The following is a 21,310-nucleotide window of genomic DNA, read 5'->3' on the forward strand; positions in this document are numbered from 1 at the left end:
CCCGTTTCGCGCCAGAAAATAAGGCGCGCGGGTCATTTCTTGCCTACCTCGTACCGGCGGTTCGGGCGATATTTGTTACCGCATCTCCTGCGCCGGAGTGACGCCAAGAATACCCAAGCCCGCTGAAATCACAACAGAAACGGACCGGGCCAGTGCGATTTTTGACTGACTTGTGTCAACATCGCCATCCTGAATGAACCGAAGCTGGGCTTCATCGTTGCCCTTGTTCCACAAAGCGTGAAAATCCCCTGCCAATTCATACAGATAAAAGGCAACGCGGTGCGGTTCATTGGTCCGCGCGGCGATTTCGACCAGACGTGGCCATTCGGCCAGCTTCTTGGCAACAGTCAGTTCCGATGCATGGTCAACCTTGCTCAGGTCCGCCCCAACGAGGGTGGCATCGTCGGTTGAAATCCCCGCCTCAGCCGCGCGGCGCAGCACGCTCATGACGCGGGCATGGGCGTATTGCACATAGAACACGGGGTTCTCGCGGCTCTGCTCAAGCACTTTGTCGAAGTCGAAATCCAAAGGCGCGTCGTTCTTGCGGGTCAGCATCACGAAACGGGTCACATCGGGTCCAACCTGATCGACCACATCACGCAGGGTGACAAAATTCCCCGCCCGTTTCGACATCTTGAACGGCTCGCCATTCTTCCACAGTTTCACGAGCTGGGTCAGCTTGATATCCAGCGGCACCTTGCCGTCAGACAGAGCCGACACAGCCGCCTTCATCCGCTTGACATAGCCGCCGTGATCCGCGCCAAACACGTCGATCAGTGCGTCAAAGCCGCGAGTGACCTTGTCATAGTGATAGGCGATATCGGGCGCGAAATAGGTCCACGAGCCATCCGATTTCTTGACCGGGCGGTCCACGTCATCGCCGTGTTCGGTCGATTTGAACAAGGTCTGCTCGCGCGGCTCCCAATCCTCGGGCTTCTTGCCTTTCGGCGGCTCCAGCACGCCCTCATAGATCAAACCCTTATCAGTCAGCGATTGCAGCGCAGATTCAATCCGGCCCGTGCCATAGAGCGATTTTTCCGAGAAGAACACGTCCATCTCAACGCCCAGCGCCTTCAGGTCGGCACGGATCAGGTCCATCATCGCTTCGGTGGCGAAGTTGCGCAGGTCTTCAAGCCACTCGCTTTCGGGCTTGTCGATCAGGCTATCGCCGTATTTCTCTTTCAGCGCCTCACCAATCGGGATCAGATAATCGCCCGGATACAACCCTTCGGCAATCTCAGGGCTGAGGCCATTGGCTTCGCGATACCGCTCATAAGCGGACCGCGCCAGCACATCCACCTGCGCGCCGCCATCATTGATGTAGTATTCACGTGTCACGTCGTGGCCGGAATAGGCCAGCAGGCTAGCCAATGCATCGCCGAACACGGCCCCCCGCGTATGGCCCACATGCAGCGGACCAGTCGGGTTGGCCGAGACATATTCCACGTTCACCTTCTGCCCGTGGCCCATGGTCGAGCGCCCATAGTCCGTACCATTTTCCAGCACAGCCGCCAGAACACCTTGCCACACGGTCGGAGCCAACCGCAGGTTCAGGAACCCCGGCCCGGCAACCTCGGCGCTGGTGATCCGGTCGTCCTCAGCCAGCTTTCCGGCCAACACGTCCGCAATGTCGCGCGGTTTCATCTTGGCGGGCTTTGCCAGCACCATCGCCGCGTTCGTCGCCATATCGCCATGCGCCGCATCGCGCGGCGGCTCAACGGCCACGTTGTCAAAGCTCAACCCCTCGGGCAGAGCACCTTCGGACTGCATCTGCGCCAGCGCGTCCAACACAAGGCCGCGGATCTCGGAAAACAGGTTCATTTCGGATGTCCTTTTGCTTGCTCGGCGGTTTATCATGCAGCGCGGCAAGGTCAATGGATGCCTAAAGTTTCACCTTGGTTTGGGCGTAATCCCCGCTAAAGTCGGCCCGGAAAGCCCAACCGGAGACCCTTCATGCGCCTTGCCCTACCCCTGAGCCTGCTTCTGGCCACCGCCCTGCCCGTTCTGGCCGAAATGCCCGCACCGCAAGGTCATGTGCTGGTGACGCTGGGCGGCGCGGTGAGCGAAACCAATCTGCCCGCGCGGGGCGAAAACGATGGCGGGCTGCTGGGGTTTCTTGAGGTGACCCATGACGGGGCGGCAGGATTTGACGCCGCCCTACTGGACAGCCTGCCTCAGGTCGAGATTACCATCCCCTACGGTTCGCCCGAACACCAGCGCGACTATACATTCCGTGGCCCCTTGTTGTCAGACGTCATGGCAATGGCTGGGGCCGAAGGCAAAACCGCACGCCCGATGGCGATGGACGGCTATCAGGCGGAAATCCCGTGGGACAGCATTTCGACGTATCAACCCATTTTGGCCACCCACGCCGACGGCGCGCCGATGGGCATCGGAGGGTATGGCCCCACCATGATCGTATTCCCCCCAACAGAGAGCGAAGACATTGCCGACGAACAAGCCGGCCAACAGGTCTGGGCCTTGGCCTACATCAGTGTCGAGTGAACACCGGGCAGCGGCTTGCCCGTCAACCTTGCGTGATCCTGAATCGCGAACCGATCTGTCATTCCGGCAATATAGTCTGAAACGATCCGGGCCAGAGCGGTCTCGTCGGCCGCAGCCTCGATGTCCGCGTGCCAGCGTTCGGGCATTTGCCGGGGATCGTTGAGGTAGATCGGGAACAACTCCTCGACCACCCTGCTGACCTCTGCCCGAACCTTCATCACCGACGGTGCGCGATACATCCGGGTGAACAGAAACGCTCGGATTTCCTTCAACTGCGCCCAAAGCCCATCCGAGAACTGGACAACCGGGCGGCCCAGATCGCGGATTTCTTCCACCGACTGCGCCCCGGACTCGGCAATCAGCCTTGCAGACTTGTCGATGACATCCGAGACCATGACGCCGAAAACACGCCGCAATGCCTCGTGCCTACGGCGATAGTGATCGAGGGCGGGATACTTGATGTCCACGTCCGCGTAGCAATCTCCCAAGATCGGCAGTTGCAAGATTTCTTCATCGGTGAAAAGCCCGGCCCTCAATCCATCGAGCAAGTCGTGGTTATTGTAGGCAATATCATCGGACAGAGCCGCTACTTGAGCCTCAGCACTGGCATGGGTGCTCAACTCAAGGTCAAACGCCGCGTCACACTCGGCCAGCGCCCACGGCAATGGACCCAAAACAGGGCCATTGTGCTTGGCAATCCCTTCGAGGGCTTCCCAAGTGAGGTTGCAGCCGTCGAACTCCGCGTAGTGACGCTCCAACCTCGTCACAATGCGAATGGCCTGGGCGTTGTGATCGAAACCCCCATAAGGGCCCATGATCGCATGCAGAGCATCCTCGCCCGTGTGACCAAACGGCGTGTGCCCCAGGTCATGGGCCAGCGCCACCGCCTCGGTCAGTTCGGGATTTAGCCCAAGAGCGCCCGCTATAGTCCGCGCCACCTGAGCCACCTCGATCGAATGAGTCAAACGGGTACGATAGCTATCCCCTTCATGCTCAACAAAAACCTGCGTCTTGTGCTTTAGCCGCCGAAACGCGCTGGCATGAATGATCCTGTCCCGATCCCGCTGAAAGCATGACCGGAAACTGCTCTCGTCCTCTGGCACCAGACGCCCTCTGGTGCGCCCCGGGTCAGATGCAAAACCTGCTCTTTCCAAAGGTCTTGTCCTTGTCGCCTGTCATTGCGTTTTCTATATGGTAGAGTGAGACAGAAATAAACCTTTGGAGTGCGGCATGAATCTGCCCCCAACAGTCACAGAACGCGCCTTCGATCGCCTGGCCGAAATCGGCGCCGCCGACCAAGGGCAAGCCCTGCGCGTCGCTGTAGAAGGCGGAGGTTGCTCTGGGTTCCAATACGAAATCGCGCTAGATGAACCGAAGGATGACGACCTGATCCTTGAGGGTAAAGGCCAGAAGGTTATCGTGGATTCTGTGTCGCTGCCGTTTCTGGAAAACGCCGTGATCGACTTTACTCAAGAACTGATCGGCGCGCGTTTCGTGATCGAAAACCCCAACGCCACTTCTTCGTGCGGATGCGGCACGTCGTTTTCCATGTGAAAACAGGTGGGGGCTTTGCCCCCACACCCCCAGGATATTTTTAGCCAGATGAAGCAGGGATCCGCTCTCCGACCGTTTCGCCGGAGAGCTTCACCTGGCGCGGTCATCGGCGTCCCCGCCTGTACCGCTCTATCCTTGTCACTCGATATGGTTAAGAATCCGTTTCTTCATCTGGCCAAAAGTATCCCGGAGCGCGAGGCAGAGCCTCGCAAACCTGCTCACCTCCTTGCCGCTGGGTCTATTCTGCGCGATAGGTTGCCTGAGACTTCGGAGGATCGCGAATGAAAATCGCCACGTTCAACATCAATGGAATAAAAGCTCGCGCCGAGGCTCTTCCACGTTGGCTCGACACTACACAGCCGGACATTGTGCTGTTGCAGGAGATCAAATCCATCGACGAAAACTTTCCACGCGAACTGTTTGAGGATCGTGGCTACAATGTTGAAACGCACGGACAAAAGAGCTTCAACGGTGTCGCCATTCTATCCAAATATCCACTTGAGGATATTTCTCGCGGATTGCCGGGCGACGACTCGGACGAACAGGCGCGCTGGATAGAAGCCACGGTCGTTGGAAAGAAGGCGTTGCGTATCTGCGGGCTTTACCTGCCGAACGGAAACCCGGCGCCCGGGCCAAAGTACGACTACAAACTGGCTTGGATGGAACGCCTGTACGACCGCGCCCGCGATCTGATGAACAGCGAGGAACCCGCACTGATGGCGGGCGACTACAACATTATTCCTCAGGCAGAGGATGCGGCGAGACCCGATGCATGGCGTGAAGACGCTCTGTTTCGTCCCGAGAGCCGAGAAGCCTTTCGGAAAATCCTGAACCTCGGGTTTACCGAAGCATTCCGGTCGAAAACCCAAGGTCCGGGACATTATTCATTTTGGGACTATCAAGCCGGTGCGTGGAACCGAAACGACGGGATTCGCATTGACCATTTCCTGTTGACGCCGCAAGCCGCTGATCTGATGAGCGACTGCCAGATCGACTCTGACGTTCGCGGCCAAGAGAAGCCTTCGGATCACGTTCCGGTCTGGATCGAGCTTGACCTATGACCGGTTACGCCGTCGCGTCGTAGCTGTATATCCATTCATATTTACGCGCCAACCTCGGACCAATTATCCGCAGTGCCATTTGCGCTCCGATCCGCATTGGACCCCGCAAATGAAAATTTCGCGCATTGGCCCCTGCCGCGGCAACGACCTGTCGGGCGCGGGGTCGGCGGTTTGTTTCATAGCTAAGCAATGCTTGCGCTACACCCGATTGCTCACTGAAGGACCGCGCCAATATCCAAGCATCCTCAAGTGCCAGGCATGCGCCCTGCGCCATGAAAGGTAAGGTTGGGTGGGCCGCATCGCCCAGCAGCGCCAACCGACCATTCTGCCAGTTTTTTGCCACGGGTCGAAGAAACAAGGCCCAAAGGTGAGTCTCGGTCACCTTCGCCAGCGCCTCTTGCACAGCCCCTCCAAAGTCGAAAAAGCGGGCGCGCAGCTCGTCAGGATCCCCCCGCAAGCGCCACCCTTCCTGCTGCCAGTCCGACCGTTCTTCGATTGCGACCAAATTCAACAGGGATTGGCCCCGCAACGGGTAAGTCACCACGTGACGCCCCGGCCCCATCGTTAGGGACGCGCGTGGATTTTCCTCGCTGCCAGACCAAGGGATGGTCGCACGCCATGCGATCTGGTGAGTGAACTTTGGCGCCTCGTCTCCGTTAAGAACCTGACGCAGAACGCTACGCCCCCCGTCTGCGGCGATCGCGCATTCCGAGCGCAGACGTTCACCACTATCCAGAACGACTTCAGCTTCGCCCGGTCGCTTCGTGACTGTTGAAACACGAGCACCCAACCGGACTTGAACACCGGCTTGAACGGCGGCCCTGAGCAAGAGATCCAGCAGATCAGCCCGATGGAAATAGTAGGTCGGGCCAGACATCGGTCCGGGAAGCCTGCTGATTACGCGCCCCTTGCGGTAGTCCCGAAGGGTTGTACCGTACGATACCTGTCCAGCTTCGGGGGACTCTCGCACTACATCAAGGGCGCGCAAAACGGCCATTCCGTTGGCACTGATCTGAAGCCCAGCACCAACCTCCGTCAACGCAGGTGCCTGTTCAAGAACAGTGACATGAGCGCCGCGTTGCTGCAGAGCCAAGGCGCTCGCTAACCCGCCGATACCTCCGCCGACTACAACAAAACTCAGGCCATCAATTTTCATGCATTACGCATAACGTAAAAACGCCGGAGCGACAGGCCCCGGCGTCAGAGAATTCCGCATTCCCAAGCGATCAATCGTCGCGGTGGACTTTCTCGCGGCGCTCATGACGCTCCTGCGCCTCCAGCGTCATTGTTGCGATCGGACGTGCATCCAGCCGTTTCAGCGAGATGGGATCGCCAGTCATCTCGCAATAACCATACTCGCCTTCGTCAATCCGGCGCAGGGCCGAGTCGATCTTGGCGACCAGCTTGCGCTGGCGGTCGCGGGTGCGCAGTTCCAGCGCGCGGTCGGTTTCCTCGCTCGCGCGGTCAGCTACGTCCGGGATGTTACGGGTATTGTCTTGCAGCCCTTCGATCGTGTCGCGGCTGCCTGCCAAAAGTTCGTTCTTCCAGTCCAGCAGTTTACGGCGAAAATACTCCAACTGCTTGTCGTTCATAAATGGTTCGTCTTCGGCTGGACGATAATCTTCGGGCAGAAATACTTCCTGCTTCATTTTTGCTCCCTCGGTGTGGCCTTCAACGCCGAGTGCTCTCTCTTCACCAGACATGAGGCATTCCCTTCTGCGGAGCGTTTATCTGACAGCGCGGGGATTGTCACTATGCAAACGTCGCGCCTGTGTCGTGTTATCGCGTGTCGTCTAAATATGAGACATAAAACAACAAAACCTTGTTTTTCTGTGGAAATTGGCAGGCGTTTTCGTGGCATGCCTAAAATAAGCGCAATATCCAATGCTCTGCGAATCGACACCAAGCTCCTATGTTTCCTGAGAATTTAACGCAAGGCGACGCAGCGGCCTGCCTTGTCAAATTTCCTGTGCCGCGATAACCCCATGTTGCAAATACCGCGCGACACTTGATGAGGGGCCGATGACCGCACGATTCCAAGGAACAGCAGAATATGTTGCCACTGACGACCTGACCATCGCGGTGAACGCCGCCGTGACGTTGGAACGCCCTCTGCTGGTCAAGGGCGAGCCGGGAACTGGCAAGACGGAATTGGCCAAGCAGGTCGCCGGTGCCTTGGGCCTGAAGATGATCGAGTGGAATGTGAAATCCACCACCCGCGCGCAGCAGGGTCTATACGAATACGATGCAGTAAGCCGTCTGCGCGACAGCCAGTTGGGTGACGAGCGCGTGCACGACGTGTCGAACTATATCCGCAAGGGTAAGCTGTGGCAGGCGTTTGAGGCCGACGAAAAGGTCGTGCTGTTGATTGATGAAATCGACAAGGCCGATATCGAGTTTCCCAACGACCTGCTGCAGGAACTCGATAAGATGGAGTTCCACGTCTACGAGACCGGTGCAACGATCAAGGCCAAGAACCGCCCCATCGTGATCATCACCTCGAACAACGAAAAGGAACTGCCCGACGCGTTCCTGCGCCGCTGTTTCTTCCACTACATCCGGTTCCCCGATGAAACCACGATGCGCCGGATTGTCGAAGTGCACCATCCCGGCATCAAAGACGGTCTGCTGACCACGGCCCTGACCCAGTTCTACGAAATCCGGGATACGCAGGGGCTGAAGAAAAAGCCCTCGACCTCCGAGGTGCTGGACTGGCTCAAGCTGCTGCTGGCTGAGGATTTGACCGCCGAGGACCTAAAACGTGACGGTGCCAACGCCCTGCCCAAGCTGCACGGCGCGCTGCTGAAAAATGAGCAGGACGTGCATTTGTTCGAGCGGCTGGCGTTCATGGCCCGCAGTAAGCGCTAAGAGTTTTGAACTTCGGGTGATCGGAGCTTGCCTTACTCGGAGTCGAATGCAAGCATTGGCTGATAACTGCCCGGTCCTAAACGGGCACCCCTCCACCTGACGAATGGGACGTGTTATTTGCCTGAAACTCTTACGATCCGCGCTTTGCGGCCCGAAGATCGCGCCGAATGGGGCGATATGTGGCACGACTATCTGGCGTTTTACGAAACCACTGTCCCTGACGAGACATATGACAGCACCTTTGCGCGTTTGCTGGCAGACGACCCGCATGACTTTTCCTGTTTTGTCGCGGAAAAAGACGGGCATCTGGTTGGCCTGACCCACTACCTGTTTCACCGGCATGCATGGAAGGTTGAAAGCGTGTGCTACCTGCAAGACCTCTTTGCACGCCCCGCGGCGCGGGGAACCGGTGTCGGGCGGGCGCTGATACAGGCCGTCTATGACGAGGCAGATCGAAAGGGTGCGCCGTCGGTCTATTGGTTGACGCAGGAATTTAACCATACGGCGCGAAAACTGTATGACCGTATCGGAAAACAGACCCCATTTATCCGGTATCAGCGTTCATGAGGCGATGGGCGGTGATCCTTTTGGGGCTGGTTTTAACCGGTTGCACGGCGGTCACCGCACCGGAACCACCAACGCGCGTAAAGGCAGTCGAAGACATATTGCCGCCAGCCAAGGCGTTTTCAGCCTCGTTCCCGGCACCGCCGGCCCGGTCGAATTGGAATATCGCGTCCGACTTCGTCTCGCTACACTTTTCACTTGAAAGCGGGACACCTTTACCGGTGTTCACACGGTTTGAAGAACCTGTGACGGTGCGCCTGACAGGAACCCCGACCCCTTCGATGCAGCGCGATTTGTCCCGCCTGCTGGCGCGTCTGCGGCGCGAGGCCCGCATTGATATCCGAGAAATACCCAGCGGACAGGCCAACATCACGATCGAAGCCATCAGTCAGGAGCAAATCCAGAAAATCCTGCCAAATGCGGCCTGTTTCGTGGTTCCCAACTCATCAAGTTTTGAGGAATACAGCCGAGACCGCCGCAAGAAGAAAAGCAGCTGGACCGCGCTGCGCAGTCGCCAACGGTTGGGTATATTCATACCCTACGATGTCAGCCCGCAAGAAAAACGCGATTGCCTGCACGAAGAAATTGCGCAGGCGCTTGGGCCACTGAATGACCTCTACCACCTGCCGGACTCGGTGTTCAACGACGACAATATCCACACTGTTCTGACCGGTTTCGACATGCTGATCCTGCGTGCAACCTACGCACCCGAGATGCGCAGCGGCATGACACGCGAACAGGTCGAGGCTGTCATTCCGGGCGTTCTGTCCAGACTGAACCCGGGTGGAGCATCGCTTGCCAAGGTGCCCGTCTCTGATACCCCGCGTGAGTGGATCAACGCCATTCAGAAGTCCGTGGGACCGGGGCCAGGAACACGCAAAAGGCTCCGCTCTGCGCAAAAGGCGGCCCTGATCGGTCAGGAACTGGGGTGGACGGACCATCGCCGCGCCTTTCCCTATTACCTGATGGGGCGCATGGTGCAATTCGACAACCCACAAGAAGCGCTGAGATACTACAACACTGCGATGCAATATCTGCGTACAAGCCCCGGCACAGAGGTCCATCGCGCCTATGTGACAACTCAGACCGCATCCTACGCGCTTGCTCAGGGTAAAGGCCCCGAAACGTTGCCCGAACTGGAGAAGGCAATAAACGTGATGACGCGGGCCGAGAATGCATCGCAACTTGCAACACTGCTGTTGCTGAAGTCCGAAGCGCTCAGTCAGGCGGGGCGATCAGATCAGGCACGTTCCGTCAGGCTGGACAGTTTGGGGTGGGCGCGATACGGCTTTGGCTCGGAAACCGTGGTCCGGGCGCTGGCGCAAGACGTTGCCGAAGCGCCCGCAAATAACAACAAGGGCGGGTAACGCATGGTAGTGGTTCTGGGAATGGCAATACTAGGAGCTATCCTTGGGGCGCTGACAGCGCGCAAACGCAACGGCACCGGCGCGGATATCGCGCAGTATGCGGCCGGTTACGGTATTGCCTTTGCTCTGGTCGGCCTTGTGCTTTCCCTCATTCTTGTGCGTCTGGTGGTCTGAATCATGTTCCTGCCCTTTTTTGAGAACCTCCGCAAAGCTGGCATTCCCGTATCGCTGCGTGAGTATCTGACCTTTCTGGAAGGCATGAAAAAGGGTCTGGCCACCTATGACGTCGAAGCGTTCTACTATCTCGCCCGCGTGTCGATGGTGAAGGACGAGCGCAACATCGACAAATTCGACCAAGCCTTTGCCGCCAGCTTCAAAGGGCTTGAGGAAATCAGCTTTGAGCAGGTGTTGGACGCAGTAGACATCCCTGCGGAATGGTTGGCCAAAATGGCCGAAAAGCACCTGTCGGATGAAGAAAAAGCCGAGATTGAAGCCCTTGGTGGTTTCGACAAGCTGATGGAGACCCTGCGCGAGCGTCTCAAGGATCAGGAAGGCCGGCACCAAGGTGGGAACAAGTGGATCGGAACCGCCGGGACATCGCCTTTCGGGGCGTATGGGTACAACCCGGAAGGGGTGCGTATAGGCCAGAAGGAAAGCCGTCACCAGCGCGCGGTCAAGGTCTGGGACAAGCGTGAATTCAAGAACTTGGACGACACAGTTGAACTGGGTACGCGCAACATCAAAGTCGCCCTAAAGCGCCTGCGTCGCTGGGCGCGCGAAGGCGCAGCGGATGAATTGGATTTGGACGGCACCATCCGCGCCACGGCCGAGCATGGCTATCTGGACGTCAAAACCCGGCCCGAGCGTCACAACGCTGTAAAGGTACTGCTGTTTCTGGACGTGGGTGGTTCGATGGACCCGCATATCAAGGTGGTCGAAGAACTGTTCTCGGCCGCGCGGACCGAGTTCAAGCATCTGGAATATTACTACTTTCACAATTGCCTGTACGAAGGCGTCTGGCGCGACAACCACCGCCGCTGGGATCAGCAGACCCCTACCCATGAGGTTCTGCGGACCTACGGACCAGACTACAAATGTATTTTCGTTGGGGACGCCTCGATGAGCCCCTATGAAATCGCCTATCCCGGCGGGGCCAACGAGCACTGGAACCAGGAGGCCGGTCAGGTTTGGCTTCAACGCACAAGGGATCAATGGGCGTCGAACCTGTGGATCAATCCGGTTCCTGAAAAATACTGGGAGTACACCCACTCGATCAGCATGATCCGTGAGATATTCGAGGATCGAATGGTGCCAATGACGTTGGCTGGGCTGGAACAAGGGATGCGCGAATTGACGCGATAGGTCCAAGATGGACAGTCACCAAAACTATTTGTTGCCGATTTGGAAACAAAAGCCGCTCCAGCAGCTCATTGCGCACACACTTTAGCGCCGCCCGAAACACCCCCCTTAAAATCCGCCGGGATTCTTGAATCCGTGGTATATTGAGAGGTGGTTTAAGCTGGGGGGCTATAATGACCAAGTTTCGTTTCCGTTCATTTCTTACGACCATTGTTGCTTCTGCTTCGCTCATCCTGACGTCAGGGGCGGCTGCCACATTTGTACTTGCCCCAGACGCAGCATTTGCCAAAGGCGACAAAGGAAAAGGCGAAGGCAGAGGGCGCGGGAAAGGCGGCGGGAACGGGAAGGCCGGAAAAGGCAATAAAAACAGTAAGGCAGGCGAATACGGCAAGGGCGGAAAAAAGGGCAAAAAGAACAACTCAAAGCAGGTTTTGTTCGTAAAGCACGACGGCTCAAGCAAAATCAAAGGTAAAAGTGGCAAGGCCCGCAAAGCTTCTCTTTCTGACTTTGGGCGTGAGTTCAAACGGGACGTTGAGGAGCTGTTTGGAAAGCGTTCGAGTTCAAGATCGAATCGTGGTTCGCCGTCGGTCAAAAAAGCCTATCGGCAAGCCTCGATAGACCCGATTGAACAGTCTCCGCGTCCTGTGGCACGGTCAAACGGCACCTATACCTGGCATCAAGATGATGATGACTGGAAACCTAAGCGTCGGCACAAGCGTGATCCACTTGTCGCGGCAATCACGGACCCTGATGGCTCGGACAAGCTGAGAAACCTCAACGCCTCGAACGCTGCCGCGCCCGCTTTCCAAAACGCTTCGCCAAACAGCAATGTCGGAAAGATCGCGACCTATCAGGCCGAAGCAGCCGAATATTACGATCTGCGCGCAGACCTATACGAAGCGCGACGCGACCTGCGTGACCACAATCAAGGATATGACGGACGTTCAAGCAGCGAGATTACCGATGACATTGCCGCGCTTGATCCAAATGACTCGGACTATGACAAGAAGCTGGATGAGCTGGAAACCGAACTGCGCGAAGCCGAATTGCACGAGGAGACTCGCGAGGATCTTCAGCAGGATGTCAAAGACCTGTCTTACGAAACCAAGGATGCCTTGGCCGAAGCAGAATCCGCCTTCTTCGGGGCATCAAAAGGGCGCACATTGACCCGCAGCGCGTTGGGCGAGTTTCACGACAATCTTGATCTGCCGCAACCAAGGGATCGCCATCAGGACGACGTGACGATTCAGCCCGTGCCCTATGACCCTGATTATCATCGCTATTCCGACGACCACGAATATTTCGTAAAAGATGCCGCCTACACTTTGCGCTACGACGACATCGAATACCCGAATGGCAAGGGCTGGAACCGTTACAAGCGTGATCCGCTTGTCGCGGCAATCACGGACCCGTACGGCTCTGACAAGTTGCGTAATCTGAACGCCTCGAACGCGGCGGCTCCTGCGTTGCAGAACGCAGCGCCGAACAGCAACGTCGGCAAGATAGCGTCCTACCAGCTTGAGGCGTCCGAGTATTACGAGCTGCGCGCCGAGCTGTACGAGACCCGGCGCAACTTGCGGACTTTGAACGAAAACTACGACGGTCGCACCAGCGACGAGATAGCGGACGACATTGCCGATCTGGACCTCGACGATCCGGAGTATGACAACAAGCTGGATACCCTGGAGCGAGAGTTGCTCGAAGCGGAGGCATATGAGGAAATTCGCGACAATCTGCGTGCAGATGTCAAAGACCTGCGGGTGGATACATTGGTCGCCCAGAAAGAGGCCGAGTACGCGTTTTTCCAAGCGTCCAAAGGCGAGGTGTTAACCAAAGACACACTGTCCGATCTGCATGACAATCTAGAGCTGCCCTCGCCCGTCGAGTGATCGGACACACGGCGTTGGTTCCAGACCGGTAAAGCGGAAAGTTGTGACTTGTCTAGTCCGCGCGCGCGGCCCATATCTTTGGCATGCTTCGCCTGACTCCAATATTGCTGGCAATCGCCTATGCCGTTGTCATGTATCGAATTTCCGTCTGGCGCACCCATCGGGAACTGGACGCCAAGTCAACCGAACTGGCCGACCCCGCGCTAAAACGCATGACGGATCGGCTTGCGGCTGCGCTCGGGATCGACCGCGTGCCGGTCTATATCTACGAGATCGACCCGGTGAACGGGCTTGCCGCCCCGGACGGACGGATTTTCATAACGCGCGGGTTCTACCGAAAATTCAGCAATGGTGAGGTTTCGGCCGAAGAAATGGCCAGTGTGATTGCGCATGAACTCGGCCATGTTGCGCTAGGTCATGCCCGGCGGCGCATGATAGATTTCTCAGGGCAGAATGCGCTTCGGGCGGCGCTGATGATGTTGCTGAACCGTTTCATCCCATTCATTGGTGCCTGGATCGCAAACATGCTCACCCATCTACTGGCCTCGCGTTTGTCGCGAGGGGATGAGTATGAGGCCGATGAATATGCTGCTGCACTGTTGATCAAGGCCGGGATCGGGATCGGGCCGCAAAAGTCCCTGTTTCACAAGCTTGAAGACCTGACGCAACAGCGCGCAGGTGTGACCCCGGCCTGGCTGATGAGCCATCCCAAAACCGATGAGCGTATTGCGGCGCTGGAGGTGCTAGAACAGCGTTGGGGCGCAGGCGGATAGGCTGAATCCTGACCTAGCTTGCGAGCGCTTTGCCCAGACGCGGGAGCCGGGCTTTTTTCATCAACGCCCGGAGGTTCCATTGGTCGCCCGACAGACGGTTGGCTTCGCCTAACACTCTGTCAGCGAGTTCGGCCATGTCGACCGGATTTTCCAACCAGAACCCGTGAAGCAGCGCGTCGGGATCGCGGCGCTCAAGCCCTTCTTCGGAAAGGATATTCTTTGGGAAGTCCTTGGCGTTCAGGGTCACAATGACATCCGCAGACGTGGAAACAGCCGTCGCCAGAACGTGAATATCTGCCGGGTCGGGCAGCCATAGCCGCTGCGCCAACCCCGGGTTCGCTGTGTGTTCGGCTTTTGGCCAGTTTGCCTGTGTCAAAGCGATTTCAGCGCGGGCTTGCGCCTCACCTTCCGGGCCGAGTTTACGGGCCGCGCGCGCCCATTCTTCGAGGATGCGTGCAGACCAGACCGGCGTGAAAAAACCAAGTTTGGCCGCACCCAAAAGCATCTCTCGCATCACCGTCGGGTAGATGACGCAGGTATCAAGAACGACCTTCACAGACGATAGAACACGGCTTTGAGGTATCCGCTTTCGGCCAGTTGCGGCAGTTGCGGGTGATCGGGCCCGGCGAACCCGGTATGGATAAGCTGCGCCTGTCGCCCTGCCCGACCAATTCCACGAGAGGAAGCATCGCGGAACCGGCCAAGATCGGCCGCGTGCGAACACGAACAGAGGCCAAGATAGCCGCCCGCTTTTACCAGCGGTGCAGCCAGACGTGCCACACGCTCATACGCGCGCAGTCCCGCATCCAGCGCCTGTTTTGACGGGGCAAAGGCCGGTGGATCACAGATGACGACGTCGAATTGGGCACCCTCCTGCCCCAGTTGTGTCAGAACATCGAAGGCGTCGCCTTGCCGGGTCTCGAACTTGTTTTCAAATCCCGATGACTGAGCACCCTTGGCGGCCAGCTCCAGCGCGGCGGCAGAGCCATCGACGGACAGCGCTCGACCTGCACCCCCGGCCAGCATCGCAAGGCCAAACCCACCAACGTGGCTGAAGACATCCAACACGTGCGCATCGGGTTGCACCAAACGCGCGGCAAACGCGTGGTTGGGGCGCTGATCGTAGAAAAGACCGGTCTTCTGCCCGCCGGTCAGGTCGGCCATGTAGGTCGCGCCGTTCATTGGAACCGGCAACGGCGCATCCGGGGCCACACCGCGCAATGTGAGATTGGCATCATCCAGCCCCTCCAGACCGCGCGTCCGGCCCGAAGAATTTTTGAGAACGACAGAAACACCCGTCACAGAGACCAGAGCATCGGTCAGAGTCTCAAGGTGTTTTTCAGCCCAGGCCGCATTTGGCTGAACAACGCAGGCATCGCCGAAACGGTCGATAATCACGCCGGGGAACCCGTCCGCTTCGGCATGGACTAGGCGATAATATGGCGCGTCGAACAGCCTTTCGCGCATATCAAGCGCGCGGCGCAGACGGGTCTCGAACCAATCGGAGTCCAGCGTGGCCTCTAGATCGCGATCCAGAACACGGCACATGATCTTGGAGTTCGGGTTCACCGCGACCAGCGCAATGGGCGAACGCTTGTCATCCTCGAGAACCGCAAGAGCACCGGCCTCAATCTTTCGCGTCCGGCGGTCGGTCACAATGTCATTTGCATAGACCCAAGGGAAACCATGGCGCAGCCCGCGTGCGTTGGCTTTGGGTTTGAGGCGAATTCGGGGACGATCGGCGGATTGGGTCATGGCGCCCTCTTAGTGCCGATTGTCCGCAGGGAAAAGCCCTAGCGCGAGCGCGAGCGCCATCCGCCGCGTCTTTTGGGGGTTTGGGCGGCCTGCAAGCCTTCGGCCAGAACCTGCGTCATCGGATGATCCGCCGCCTGCGCGGAATAGATGGCATGCAAGTCGGTCAGCGCCTGTATCTGGTCCCGGTCCGCAGGCAGGCTAAGCGCCCAGTCCAGAAATATGGTGCGACATTCCGGCAAAGAGATGCCCTCGATGCGATAGGCTTCGCGGATAAGGCCTTTGTGGTCATTCGGGTCGTCACTGCGCGCCATTGCCATCCTCCTTGACCACGCTGCCGATGATTTCGGCCGCGCTTGAATAACTCTGCTGCAACGCGGCCTGTAGCTGTTCGACCCGATCAAACCCGGTAGCCCGGCACAGGAAATCAGACCCGCCCTGCCCGATTTTGTCCGCGTCGATCACTTTACCAGACAGCAGCCGCGCTGCACATTGCACGGACCAGCATAGATCGTAGCACTCTTTGAGCGTTTGCGCCTGCGCGACGTCCAAGAGCCCGGCAGCGACCGCGCCGTCCAGCCCCGCGTGAACATCGTGTTTGATCTCGCCGGACAACAACGCGCCAGTTTCGGCTATCAACTCAATATCCATCATGCGCCCTGCCCCGTTCTTGGCGTCCCAAATGCCCACAGGGGATTTCGCAGCGGCCAAGCGGGTGCGCATTTCAGCCACCTCGTTCAAAACCTGCGCATGATCTCGGGGGCGAGACAGGAATTCTGCGCGAAACGCCTCAATATCCTCGGTCAGGCCCGGATCACCGGCCACGACCCCGGCACGGGTCAAGGCAAGATGCTCCCAAACCCAGGCTTCGTTTTGCTGATAATTGGTGAAACTGGCCCAACTTGTCGCCACGGGACCCTGATTACCAGAAGGTCGCAGGCGCATGTCCACTTCATACAACCTGCCCTGAGACATGGGCGCAGACAGCGCTGTGATCAGGGCCTGCGTGAACCGGGCGTAATATGTCCGGGTCGCCAGAGGTCGCGGGCCGTCAGACATGTCCTGATCCAGCGGGTCGTAGATCAGAATGATATCCAGATCGGATTGCGAGTTGATCCTGCCAGCGCCAAGCGACCCCATGCCCAGCACGGCAGCCCCACGTCCGGGTGCTGGTCCGTGTTTCCGGGCAAACTGGTCTTCCACGCATGGCAGGATCGCGGCGATCACAGCCCCGGCCAGCTCTGCATATTGGCGTCCGGCCTGTGCCCCGTCGATCAATCCACGCAGGTGATGCACGCCAATCCGAAAGTGCCACTCTTTGCACCAGCGCCGCGCAAGGTCCAACTGGCTTTCATAATCGCTTTCCTGCGCCAGCGCTTGCTCCAGATCGGCCTGCAGAGCGGATCGCCCCGGCCACTCATCAAAGAAGCTGCCCCCAATCACCGCATCAAACACCGAGGAATTGCGCGACAGGTGCGCCGCCAGCGCATGTGAGGTTCCGACAATGTCGATCAACAGGTCAATCAGGTGAGGATTGGCTTCAAACAACGAAAAAAGCTGCACACCCGCAGGCAAGCCCGACAGGAACCCATCCAGCGCCAACAGCGCCTCATCCGGTTTCGCGGTTTTCGACAGGCGCGACAGAAGCTCGGGCTTGAGCCGTTCAAAAATGCGCGCGCCCCGCTGCGATCGCAACGCCGGATAGGTGGGCCAACGGGCCAGAACGCTTTGATCAAACCCGACCTCTCCGGCAGGTTTCGGCGTTGACGAGCCGGGCGCAAAGAACCCTTCGGTCAGCTCGTGCACTTCGGTCAGACGGCGGGTCAGGTCCGATGTCAGCTCGGCGCTGTCGATCCCCATAAGGCAGGCGACACGTTCGATCCCGTCGGGCGACTGAGGCACCTTGTGGGTCTGGGCGTCGTGGATCATCTGAATCCGATGCTCGACTTCGCGATGTGCGCGATAATGGTCGGTCAGTTTTTCCGCCACATCCTGCGGAACCCAGCCCTTATCGGCCAAAGCTGCCAGCCCGGGCACCGTGCCACGAACCCGCAGGTCGGGGTCGCGCCCGCCGGCGATCAACTGGCGGGTCTGTGTAAAGAACTCGATCTCACGAATCCCGCCCTGCCCCAGCTTCATGTCATGGCCGGGTATGGTCAGAGCGCCACCTGTGCCTTTGTTCTCGCGGATACGCAGGCGCATGTCATGGGCGTCCTGAATGGCGGCAAAATCCAGATGCCGCCGCCAGACAAACGGGCGCAGCGTGTCCAGAAAACGCTGCCCAGCCTCAATGTCCCCGGCGCAGGGTCGCGCCTTGATATAGGCTGCGCGTTCCCATGTGCGGCCAAGGCTTTCATAGTACCGTTCAGCCGCCTCAGCCGCCATGCATACTGGGGTCACCCCCGGATCGGGACGCAGGCGCAGATCGGTGCGAAAGACATAGCCATCAGCCGTCTTGTCGCTGAGCGTCGCGCAGAAATTCCGCGTGGCCCGGACCATTCCGTGGCGCGCGTCATAGAAATCGTCCGGATCGAACCTGGTTTCATCGAACAGCACGATCAGGTCGATATCCGAGCTATAGTTTAGCTCGTGCGCGCCCATCTTACCCATGGCCAGAATGATCATCCCGGCAGCGGTTTCGACGTCATCCTCGGTCATACCCGGCAATTTACCGCGCCGGATCAGCGCGGCAATTTCCGCCTTGGCCGCAATATCCGCCGCCAGCGCACCAAAATCCGTCAGGGCCGCGGTAACTTTCTCCAGCGGCCACGCACCGGCCAGATCAGCCAGCGCGGTCAATAGCGCCATTCGCCGCTTGGCCTGACGCAGCCCGGGCTTCAACTTATCGGCAGGTAGACCGCGTGCGTCCCGCATCACATCCGCCAAAGCCTGATCGGGCTGGGCCAGAGCCTGCGCAAGCCAAACCTTTTCTTGCTCGATAAGACCTTTCAAATAGGGGCTCGACCCTGCGGCCCCGGCGATAAGCTCACCAGCTTCAGGCGCAACATCGGCGACAAGCGCGCGCGCTTCCGCCCCTAGCGACGGATCGAAAGGCCGCGGCATTCGTTGGATGGCGAGTGGTCCTGACATTAACCCTCCGGCGGAACGACATCATTGGGGGTTCAAGCCCCAATTAAGAGATGGCGTGATTTCAATGTCTTGCGCAAGTGGAAACTGTTCACCGCCTGAACCTTGGTCACACAGCGACCACTCTAAATGTAAATCTTTTTCACATTCACCCCTTGCAACCCGCAACATACCCCCCATCTAGATGATGTGAACGCAATTTACATTAACCCGGAGATCCCAAATGACCGCACTGTCCGACCACGCCGTCCCTGAAAATCCGGGATGGCTCTACCGCGCCGAAGCCTGGCTTGATGACAAGGGAAAAGGGGCTTGGATCGCTGCAATTGTCCTTGGTTTCATCTTCTTCTGGCCCGTGGGCCTGGCACTTCTGGCCTATATGATCTGGAGCAAACGCATGTTCAGCAAATCCTGCAGCCGCCGCAAAACCTGGCACAGCCACATGAGCGCCATGAAGCCCTCGGGCAACAGTGCCTTTGACGCGTACAAGGCCGACACCCTGGCCCGTCTGGAACGCGAACAACAGGATTTTGAAGCGTTCCTGCGCCGCCTGCGCGAAGCCAAGGACAAGGCCGAGTTCGATCAGTTCATGGACGAACGCGCCCGCGAAAACAGCGATCAGACCGAAAACGGCGAAAACGCCTGAACCGGACTTGCCCTGCCCCGCCTGATCGGGACAGGGTAAACCCACACAACAACTTGGAATTCCCTACATGACCCACCTGCCTGACCCTGACCGCCAACCGGAGTTCTATCAGTCCGTGGCGATCAAACGCTTTGTCGCGTGGCTGTTTGACATCGCCTTTGTCTCGCTGCTGTGTACGGTTGCGATCTTTCTGACCCTGGGCATGGGCCTGTTTATTCTTGCCTTGATCTACGCGGTCGTCAGCTTTGTCTATCGCGTGGTGACCATCGCAAACGGCTCGGCCACATTGGGCATGCGTTTCATGGGCATAGAACTGCGCGATTCCTTCGGTGCCCGCATGGACACCGGCAAAGCCGTGGCCCACACTGCGGGCTATTTCGTCAGCATGGCATTTCCCGTCCTACAGATCATCTCGGTCATCATGATGCTGACCAGCGCACGATGCCAGGGACTGACGGACGCGTTCCTTGGAACAGTCATGATCAACCAGCGCGCGTAATAATTATCCAACCGCTTGAATCACTTGGCGGTACCGGGATCGGTTGTTATCATCCGTCTCAGGAAACCTGGAACATTCATGCGACACACGCTGCCGATAGCGCCACAATTCTATGTGACGGCCCCACAACCCTGCCCTTATCTTGAGGACAGGATGGAGCGTAAGTTGTTCACCGCCCTGCAAGGCGAAGGCGCAGATCAGCTCAACAATTCGCTGTCGCAACAAGGGTTTCGTCGATCCCAAAACGTACTCTACCGCCCATCCTGTGCCGATTGCGCGGCCTGCCTGTCTGCCCGGATAAACGTGTCTGAGTTTCGCATCAGCAAAAGCCAGAAACGCGCCATCAAGCGTAACGCCTACCTGCAGCGCAAGGCGAACTCGCCTTGGGCAACGGATGAACAATACGAGCTGTTCCGCCGGTATCTCGACACACGCCATGCGGATGGCGGCATGGCCGATATGGATGTTTTTGAATTTGCCGCGATGATCGAGGAAACTCCGATCCGCAGCCGGGTCGTGGAATACGCAGACCCGGCCACCGGTGACCTGATAGCTGTAAGCTTGACGGACGTCTTGGATGACGGGCTCAGCATGGTCTATTCCTTTTATGACCCGTATCAGCCGCAAAGCTCGTTGGGGACCTACATGATCCTCGATCACATCGACATCGCACGCGAAGCTGGCCTGCCTTATGTCTACCTGGGGTACTGGGTGCCAGGCAGCCCCAAAATGGGATACAAGGCCCGCTTCTCGGGGCTCGAAGCCTACGTTCAAGGCGAATGGGTCGGTGTCGGCAATCCGTCCGAATTGACGGACTCCAGTCATCACCCCCTGTCCACCGCCCCCATTGCCGAGCAGGTGGCCAATATCCAACTGCCGGATCGCCACCCGACCAAGGGCTGAGGCAACATGCGCCAAAGCCTTCACGCGGTGACGCTGGTCGTCCCGGACTATGACACAGCCATCGCATTCTACTCGGAAACACTGAAGTTCACCGTGTTACAGGACGTTGATCTGGGTGCTGGAAAACGGTGGGTGCGCATCGCGCCGCCAGGGTCAAAACAAGGATCACTGCTGCTCGCCCGCGCAGACGGCCCTCACCAGTCCGCAGCGATCGGCAACCAGACCGGCGGGCGTGTAGGCTTCTTTCTGGAAACCGATGACTTTCATCACGACCACGCCGAAATGACAGCCGCAGGTGTTCACTTCGAGGAAGCCCCCCAACACGAGCCCTACGGAACGGTCGCAGTCTGGCGCGACCCGTTCGGAAACCGCTGGGACCTGATCCAATTCACCTGATCCGTCCCTTCATCTGGCTAAAAATATCCCGGGGATGAATTGGCCGCAGGCCAAGAAGGGGCTGGCCCCTTCCCACAACACCAAAGC

22 protein-coding genes are annotated in these 21,310 nt (G+C 58.3%); 14 read left to right on the top strand and 8 right to left on the bottom strand.

Annotated elements, in window-relative coordinates; genetic code table 11:
- Positions 1-75 precede the first annotated feature (75 nt).
- A complete protein-coding gene (gene argS / locus ACR0LH_RS02285) occupies positions 76-1,821 on the bottom strand; it encodes an arginine--tRNA ligase (protein ID WP_480719499.1) in 1,746 nt (581 codons plus the stop codon).
- 132 nt (positions 1,822-1,953) lie between these two features.
- Between argS and ACR0LH_RS02290 the strand changes: the two genes are divergently transcribed.
- Positions 1,954-2,505, top strand: a complete 552-nt coding sequence (locus tag ACR0LH_RS02290) for a putative pterin-binding protein (RefSeq protein WP_480719501.1) — start codon at positions 1,954-1,956, stop codon at positions 2,503-2,505.
- On the opposite strand, the gene ACR0LH_RS02295 is transcribed toward ACR0LH_RS02290, so the two are convergent.
- The gene (locus ACR0LH_RS02295) at positions 2,487-3,659 is read right to left on the bottom strand and encodes a deoxyguanosinetriphosphate triphosphohydrolase (protein WP_480719502.1); all 1,173 of its coding nucleotides are present in this window, start codon (positions 3,657-3,659) and stop codon (positions 2,487-2,489) included. The genes ACR0LH_RS02290 and ACR0LH_RS02295 overlap by 19 nt on opposite strands.
- 76 nt (positions 3,660-3,735) lie before the next feature.
- Here ACR0LH_RS02295 and ACR0LH_RS02300 point away from each other — a divergent pair, with 76 nt between their 5' ends.
- Both ACR0LH_RS02300 and xth read left to right on the top strand, forming a co-directional pair.
- A complete protein-coding gene (locus tag ACR0LH_RS02300) occupies positions 3,736-4,059 on the top strand; it encodes a HesB/IscA family protein (protein WP_170413687.1) in 324 nt (107 codons plus the stop codon).
- Positions 4,060-4,340: 281 nt separating this feature from the next.
- A complete protein-coding gene (gene xth, locus ACR0LH_RS02305; protein WP_170776590.1) occupies positions 4,341-5,120 on the top strand; it encodes an exodeoxyribonuclease III in 780 nt (259 codons plus the stop codon).
- A 4-nt stretch (positions 5,121-5,124) separates the two neighbouring features.
- Here the strand turns inward: xth and ACR0LH_RS02310 are convergent, their stop codons facing one another.
- On the bottom strand, positions 5,125-6,276 hold the full coding sequence (locus ACR0LH_RS02310) for an FAD-dependent monooxygenase (protein ID WP_480719504.1): 1,152 nt from the start codon (positions 6,274-6,276) through the stop codon (positions 5,125-5,127).
- A 70-nt stretch (positions 6,277-6,346) separates the two neighbouring features.
- Positions 6,347-6,769: an RNA polymerase-binding protein DksA gene (dksA, locus tag ACR0LH_RS02315; RefSeq protein ID WP_170382828.1), complete on the bottom strand. Its 423-nt coding sequence runs from the start codon at positions 6,767-6,769 to the stop codon at positions 6,347-6,349.
- A 373-nt stretch (positions 6,770-7,142) separates the two neighbouring features.
- Between dksA and ACR0LH_RS02320 the strand changes: the two genes are divergently transcribed.
- The 7 genes from ACR0LH_RS02320 (at position 7,143) to ACR0LH_RS02350 (ending at position 13,940) form a co-directional block, all read left to right on the top strand.
- Positions 7,143-7,988, top strand: coding sequence for an AAA family ATPase (locus ACR0LH_RS02320; RefSeq protein ID WP_170795370.1), 846 nt, complete (start codon positions 7,143-7,145; stop codon positions 7,986-7,988).
- 117 nt (positions 7,989-8,105) lie between these two features.
- Positions 8,106-8,555 carry an N-acetyltransferase family protein gene (locus ACR0LH_RS02325; protein ID WP_480693163.1) on the top strand — a complete coding sequence of 150 codons (450 nt, stop codon included), beginning with the start codon at positions 8,106-8,108 and terminating at the stop codon, positions 8,553-8,555.
- A complete protein-coding gene (locus tag ACR0LH_RS02330) occupies positions 8,552-9,919 on the top strand; it encodes a DUF2927 domain-containing protein (RefSeq protein WP_480719507.1) in 1,368 nt (455 codons plus the stop codon). The genes ACR0LH_RS02325 and ACR0LH_RS02330 overlap by 4 nt, the downstream gene beginning before the upstream one ends.
- 3 nt (positions 9,920-9,922) lie before the next feature.
- Positions 9,923-10,093 carry a hypothetical protein gene (locus tag ACR0LH_RS02335; protein ID WP_170382820.1) on the top strand — a complete coding sequence of 57 codons (171 nt, stop codon included), beginning with the start codon at positions 9,923-9,925 and terminating at the stop codon, positions 10,091-10,093.
- 3 nt (positions 10,094-10,096) lie between these two features.
- Positions 10,097-11,281 carry a vWA domain-containing protein gene (locus tag ACR0LH_RS02340; RefSeq protein WP_480719509.1) on the top strand — a complete coding sequence of 395 codons (1,185 nt, stop codon included), beginning with the start codon at positions 10,097-10,099 and terminating at the stop codon, positions 11,279-11,281.
- Positions 11,282-11,451: 170 nt separating this feature from the next.
- On the top strand, positions 11,452-13,167 hold the full coding sequence (locus ACR0LH_RS02345; RefSeq protein ID WP_480719510.1) for a hypothetical protein: 1,716 nt from the start codon (positions 11,452-11,454) through the stop codon (positions 13,165-13,167).
- An 83-nt stretch (positions 13,168-13,250) separates the two neighbouring features.
- Positions 13,251-13,940: a M48 family metallopeptidase gene (locus ACR0LH_RS02350; protein ID WP_480719512.1), complete on the top strand. Its 690-nt coding sequence runs from the start codon at positions 13,251-13,253 to the stop codon at positions 13,938-13,940.
- A 13-nt stretch (positions 13,941-13,953) separates the two neighbouring features.
- Here the strand turns inward: ACR0LH_RS02350 and ACR0LH_RS02355 are convergent, their stop codons facing one another.
- Genes ACR0LH_RS02355 through ACR0LH_RS02370 form a run of 4 tightly spaced genes read right to left on the bottom strand, consistent with a single transcriptional unit; the run spans position 13,954 to position 18,782 of the window.
- Complete coding sequence (locus ACR0LH_RS02355) at positions 13,954-14,496, bottom strand: RSP_2648 family PIN domain-containing protein (protein ID WP_480719513.1); 543 nt, start codon at positions 14,494-14,496, stop codon at positions 13,954-13,956.
- Complete coding sequence (locus ACR0LH_RS02360; protein WP_480719515.1) at positions 14,493-15,695, bottom strand: RSP_2647 family RNA methyltransferase; 1,203 nt, start codon at positions 15,693-15,695, stop codon at positions 14,493-14,495. Before ACR0LH_RS02360 ends, ACR0LH_RS02355 begins: the two co-directional genes overlap by 4 nt.
- Positions 15,696-15,733: 38 nt before the next feature.
- Positions 15,734-16,006, bottom strand: coding sequence for a hypothetical protein (locus tag ACR0LH_RS02365; RefSeq protein WP_170481401.1), 273 nt, complete (start codon positions 16,004-16,006; stop codon positions 15,734-15,736).
- Positions 15,993-18,782 (bottom strand): bifunctional [glutamine synthetase] adenylyltransferase/[glutamine synthetase]-adenylyl-L-tyrosine phosphorylase, encoded by a 2,790-nt coding sequence (locus ACR0LH_RS02370; RefSeq protein WP_480719517.1) that lies wholly within the window; start codon positions 18,780-18,782, stop codon positions 15,993-15,995. The genes ACR0LH_RS02365 and ACR0LH_RS02370 overlap by 14 nt, the downstream gene beginning before the upstream one ends.
- A gap of 220 nt (positions 18,783-19,002) precedes the next feature.
- On the opposite strand from ACR0LH_RS02370, the gene ACR0LH_RS02375 reads away from it, so the two are divergent.
- The 4 genes from ACR0LH_RS02375 (at position 19,003) to ACR0LH_RS02390 (ending at position 21,223) form a co-directional block, all read left to right on the top strand.
- Complete coding sequence (locus tag ACR0LH_RS02375) at positions 19,003-19,425, top strand: DUF2852 domain-containing protein (RefSeq protein ID WP_170382805.1); 423 nt, start codon at positions 19,003-19,005, stop codon at positions 19,423-19,425.
- A 67-nt stretch (positions 19,426-19,492) separates the two neighbouring features.
- On the top strand, positions 19,493-19,924 hold the full coding sequence (locus tag ACR0LH_RS02380) for an RDD family protein (RefSeq protein WP_170382803.1): 432 nt from the start codon (positions 19,493-19,495) through the stop codon (positions 19,922-19,924).
- A 78-nt stretch (positions 19,925-20,002) separates the two neighbouring features.
- Complete coding sequence (locus ACR0LH_RS02385) at positions 20,003-20,827, top strand: arginyltransferase (RefSeq protein ID WP_480719519.1); 825 nt, start codon at positions 20,003-20,005, stop codon at positions 20,825-20,827.
- A gap of 6 nt (positions 20,828-20,833) precedes the next feature.
- Positions 20,834-21,223: a VOC family protein gene (locus tag ACR0LH_RS02390; protein WP_480719521.1), complete on the top strand. Its 390-nt coding sequence runs from the start codon at positions 20,834-20,836 to the stop codon at positions 21,221-21,223.
- Positions 21,224-21,310: the final 87 nt, after the last annotated feature.

It is taken from the genome of Ruegeria sp. CL6 (assembly GCF_056536465.1).